Source organism: uncultured Frigoribacterium sp., assembly GCF_963515265.1.
In the GTDB taxonomy this organism is placed as follows: Bacteria; Actinomycetota; Actinomycetes; order Actinomycetales; family Microbacteriaceae; genus Frigoribacterium.
This window is the reverse complement of the sequence record NZ_CAUPYL010000234.1, coordinates 1-3,506: the sequence shown is the minus strand read 5'-3', so window position 1 is coordinate 3,506 and position 3,506 is coordinate 1. Positions and strand designations below refer to the sequence as shown.

General features: G+C 75.1%; 6 protein-coding genes. 1 reads left to right on the top strand and 5 read right to left on the bottom strand.

Annotated elements, in window-relative coordinates; all coding sequences use genetic code 11:
* From RWM17_RS13170 to RWM17_RS13160, 3 genes are all read right to left on the bottom strand, one after another.
* Positions 1-209 (bottom strand): hypothetical protein (locus RWM17_RS13170; RefSeq protein WP_314104376.1); only part of this gene is annotated, 209 nt, incomplete at its 3' end.
* On the bottom strand, positions 209-859 hold the full coding sequence (locus tag RWM17_RS13165; RefSeq protein ID WP_314104375.1) for an Asp23/Gls24 family envelope stress response protein: 651 nt from the start codon (positions 857-859) through the stop codon (positions 209-211). The genes RWM17_RS13165 and RWM17_RS13170, both read right to left, overlap by 1 nt.
* A complete protein-coding gene (locus RWM17_RS13160) occupies positions 856-1,413 on the bottom strand; it encodes a sigma-70 family RNA polymerase sigma factor (RefSeq protein WP_314104372.1) in 558 nt (185 codons plus the stop codon). Before RWM17_RS13160 ends, RWM17_RS13165 begins: the two co-directional genes overlap by 4 nt.
* Positions 1,414-1,542: 129 nt before the next feature.
* Between RWM17_RS13160 and RWM17_RS13155 the strand changes: the two genes are divergently transcribed.
* Entirely contained in the window at positions 1,543-1,968 is a 426-nt protein-coding gene (locus RWM17_RS13155) for an Asp23/Gls24 family envelope stress response protein (RefSeq protein WP_314104370.1), read from the top strand.
* A 20-nt stretch (positions 1,969-1,988) separates the two neighbouring features.
* Here the strand turns inward: RWM17_RS13155 and RWM17_RS13150 are convergent, their stop codons facing one another.
* Together RWM17_RS13150 and RWM17_RS13145 are read right to left on the bottom strand one after the other, a co-directional pair.
* Positions 1,989-2,969 (bottom strand): NAD(P)H-quinone oxidoreductase, encoded by a 981-nt coding sequence (locus RWM17_RS13150; protein ID WP_314104367.1) that lies wholly within the window; start codon positions 2,967-2,969, stop codon positions 1,989-1,991.
* A gap of 69 nt (positions 2,970-3,038) precedes the next feature.
* Positions 3,039-3,506 (bottom strand): zinc-binding dehydrogenase (locus RWM17_RS13145; protein WP_314104365.1); only part of this gene is annotated, 468 nt, incomplete at its 5' end.

Below are 3,506 nucleotides of genomic sequence, written 5' to 3'. Positions count from 1 at the left end.
GCCCGGAGTCCGCCGAGCGCCTGGCGGGCGATCTCGACCGCACCGGGCCGGGCGTGCACGCGGGCGACGCCGTCCGTCTCCGCCGCCAGCGCTCCGAGCTCGAGCGCGAGGTCGTCGAGCCGGTCCTGCGGCACGGTCGCGACGCCGTCGGCACCCACGGCCGGGCCTGCGCCCGTACCAGCACGGTCGTCGATCGTCGGGTCGTCCATCACAGTCCTGCCTCTCGGGCCTCGAGGTGCACGTCGCGCACGGTGACGTCGAGGGACTCGACGACGATCTCGGTCTGCCGAGCGAGCGCCTCGGACACGGCCTCGCGCACGAGCTCGGCGACTCGCCGCAGGTCGGCGCCGTAGACGACGCTCACCGCCACGTCGACCCTGATCGGCGCGTCGACGACGCCCACGTCGCCGGCCAGCCCGCACGAGATGACGACGGCACCCGGCACCGCGTCGCCGGCCTCGCGGACGAGCGAGCGCACCGCGCCCTCGGTGATGTGCAGGGTGCTGCGGACGTCGGGCGACGCGAGCGGGATGTCGCGCCCCGTGCGCGACTCGAGCCGGACGCGGTCCATGACGCTCGCGATCCACGACGGGTCGGGGGCCGGAGCCGTCGCGACGTCGCTCTCGACGAGCTCGGACGACAGCGCCCGCAGCCGCTCGAGCGCGAGGAGCTGCGCCAGGCACTCGGGGTCGTCCTCGATGAGCGGGTCGTACGGCTCACGGCCGGCGTCGAGGTAGTCGGCGAGCCGCTCGGTCGGGACCGAGTCGGCCCCCGAGCCCGATCCGACGTCCGTCAGCGGGCCCTCGGCGCGGCCGTCGCTCGGCTGCGCGGAGGGCGAGAAGGGCGTCGGGTCGCTCATCGCCAGGCCTCCATCTCTCGGGTCAGTGACTCTCGGGCACGAGCGAGCTGGCCCCTCACGGCGGTCACGGACGAGCCGGTCCGCTCCGCGATGTCAGCGTACGACTCGCCGCCGACCTCGCGCATGGTCCACACGCGGCGCTGGGCGGCGGGCAGCCGGTCGAGCGCCTGGCGCAGCGCGACCATCGCGTCGGACGACTGGGCCCGCCTCTCGGGGTCGTCGTGGGCGCCGTCGGCCGAGGGCACCTCCAGCTCGTCGACGTCGGCCGCGGGACGGCGACGACGGATCAGGTCGAACGCCTTGCGCGACACGATCGTCATCATCCAGCCGCGCACGGCGTCGGGGGTCTGCAGGCCCGGCAGCTCTCGCCAGATGGTGATCGACGCCTCCTGCACCGCGTCGGAGGCGTCGGCCCGGGACGAGGTCAGCCGCGTCGCGTAGGCGGTCATCAGCCCGAGGTGGCGCCGCAGCAGCACCTCGAAGGCCCGTTCGTCGCCCTCCGCGGCACGGGACGCGAGCGTGCCGTCGGCAGCCTCGGTGAGGTCGATCGACACGGTGCCTCCTCTGTGCGGCGAGCCCCGGCAGGGCGTTCGATGGAACGACTGGGACGGATTCCGTGACGATCAGGTCCCGGCGTGCGTCTCGTCCATGACTACACCAGCCTCTCGCAGAACGGAGCCACCATGGCCGACACCACCCCGACCACCCTCACCGCCGCCACGACCCCGACCGGCCTCGCGACGGACGGCCCGACGCCCGGCCGCACCGTCGTCGCCGACGCCGTCGTCGCCAAGGTCGCGGGCATCGCCGCCCGTGAGGTGCCCGGCGTGCACGCCCTCGGCGGCGGCGCGGCCCGCGCCTTCGGCGCCCTCCGCGACGTCGTCGGCAGCACGGACCTCGGCCAGGGCGTCCGCGTCGAGGTCGGCGAGACCCAGGTCGCGGCCGACGTCACGATCGTCGTCGAGTACCCCGTCGCCATCAGCCAGGTCGCCGACCAGGTCCGCGAGTCCGTCGCGGCCGCCATCGAGCAGCTCGTCGGCATGGACGTGGCCGAGGTCAACGTGTCCGTCACCGACGTGCACATCCCGGGCGACGACGACGAGGACTGAGATCGGCCGGGCGCAGGGCCTCAGCGCACCGCGAGCACGATCTTGCCGAGGTGCTGCCCCGACTCCATCCGCTTGTGGGCCGTCGCCGCGAACTCGAGCGGGTAGACGCTGTCGAGCACCGGCCGCACGGTGCCGGCGGCGACGAGCGGCCACACGTGCTCGCGCACCTCGGCCATGATCGCGCGGCGCTCCTCGAGCGGACGGGCGCGGAGGGTCGTGCCCCAGATGCGGGCGCGCTTGGCCATCAGGCGCCCCACGTCGATCGTCGCGGCCGTTCCGCCCTGCGTCGCGATCACCATGACGCGTCCCCCGGGGGCGACGGCCTCGACGTCGCGCGCGAGGTAGTCGCCGCCGACGAGGTCGAGCACGACGTCGACGCCCCGCCCGTCGGTCAGCTCGCGGACGACCTCGACGAAGTCCTCCTGCTTGTAGTCGATGCCGCGGGCCGCGCCGAGCTGCTCGCAGAACGCGGTCTTCTCGGCCGAGCCGGCGGTCGCGTAGACGGTGGCGCCACGGGCGACGGCGAGCTGGATCGCGATCGACCCGACGCCGCTCGACCCGCCGTGCACCAGCAGGGTCTCGCCCGGCTGCAGCCCGGCCGACATGAAGACGTTCGACCAGACGGTCGCGAGCGCCTCGGGCAGCCCCGCCGCCTCGACCAGGTCGAGGCCCTTGGCGTAGGGCAGCAGCAGGCCCTCGTCGACGGCCACGCGGTCGGCGTAGCCGCCGCCGGGCAGCAGCGCCAGGACGTAGTCGCCCAGGGAGGCGCCGGTCACCTCGCTGCCCAGGCTCACGACCGTGCCGCTCACCTCGAGCCCCGGCCACGCGGGCGCCCCGGCCGGCGACGGGTAGTGCCCCTCGCGCTGCGAGACGTCGGCGCGGTTCACGCCCGCCGCGGCGACGTCGATCACGACCTCGTGGGGACCGGCGACGGGCTCGGGGACTTCGCTGACGACGAGGGCGGAGGGCCCTCCGGGAACGGGGACGGTGACGGCGCGCATGCCTCCATCCTCCCCCTGCGGGGCGGGACGAGGCTCGCCGGCCCCGTCCCGTGGCGCGATCGGCGCCTCCTACGGCCTGTCAGGCCAGGCGGCGACGAGGACCTTGCCGCTGACCGACGAGTCCCGGGCGACGTCGAAGGCCCGGGCAGCGTCGGCGCTGTCGACGACGTGCGTGACGACCGCGCCGAGCGACCGGTCGGCGTCGAGCATCCGCACGGCCTCGTCGATCTCGTCCCGGAAGCGGAAGACGCCGAGCACGGTCAGCTCCTTCGAGATCGCGGGCGCGAGGTTGACCGGGCGGGCGACGTCGGGGACCATGCCGACCTGCGCGACGACGCCGAGGCGACGGGCGGCGACGAAGGCGGCGCTGACGGCCGGCGCGGCGCCCGAGCACTCGAGCACGACGTCGAACGAGTCGGCGGGGACGGCGTCCTCCCCGAGCCGGAGGACCTCGTCGGCACCCACGGCGAGCGCCCTGGCCAGGGGCTCGGGCAGGACGTCGACGACGGTCACGCGTGCCGCGCCGCGGGCACGGGC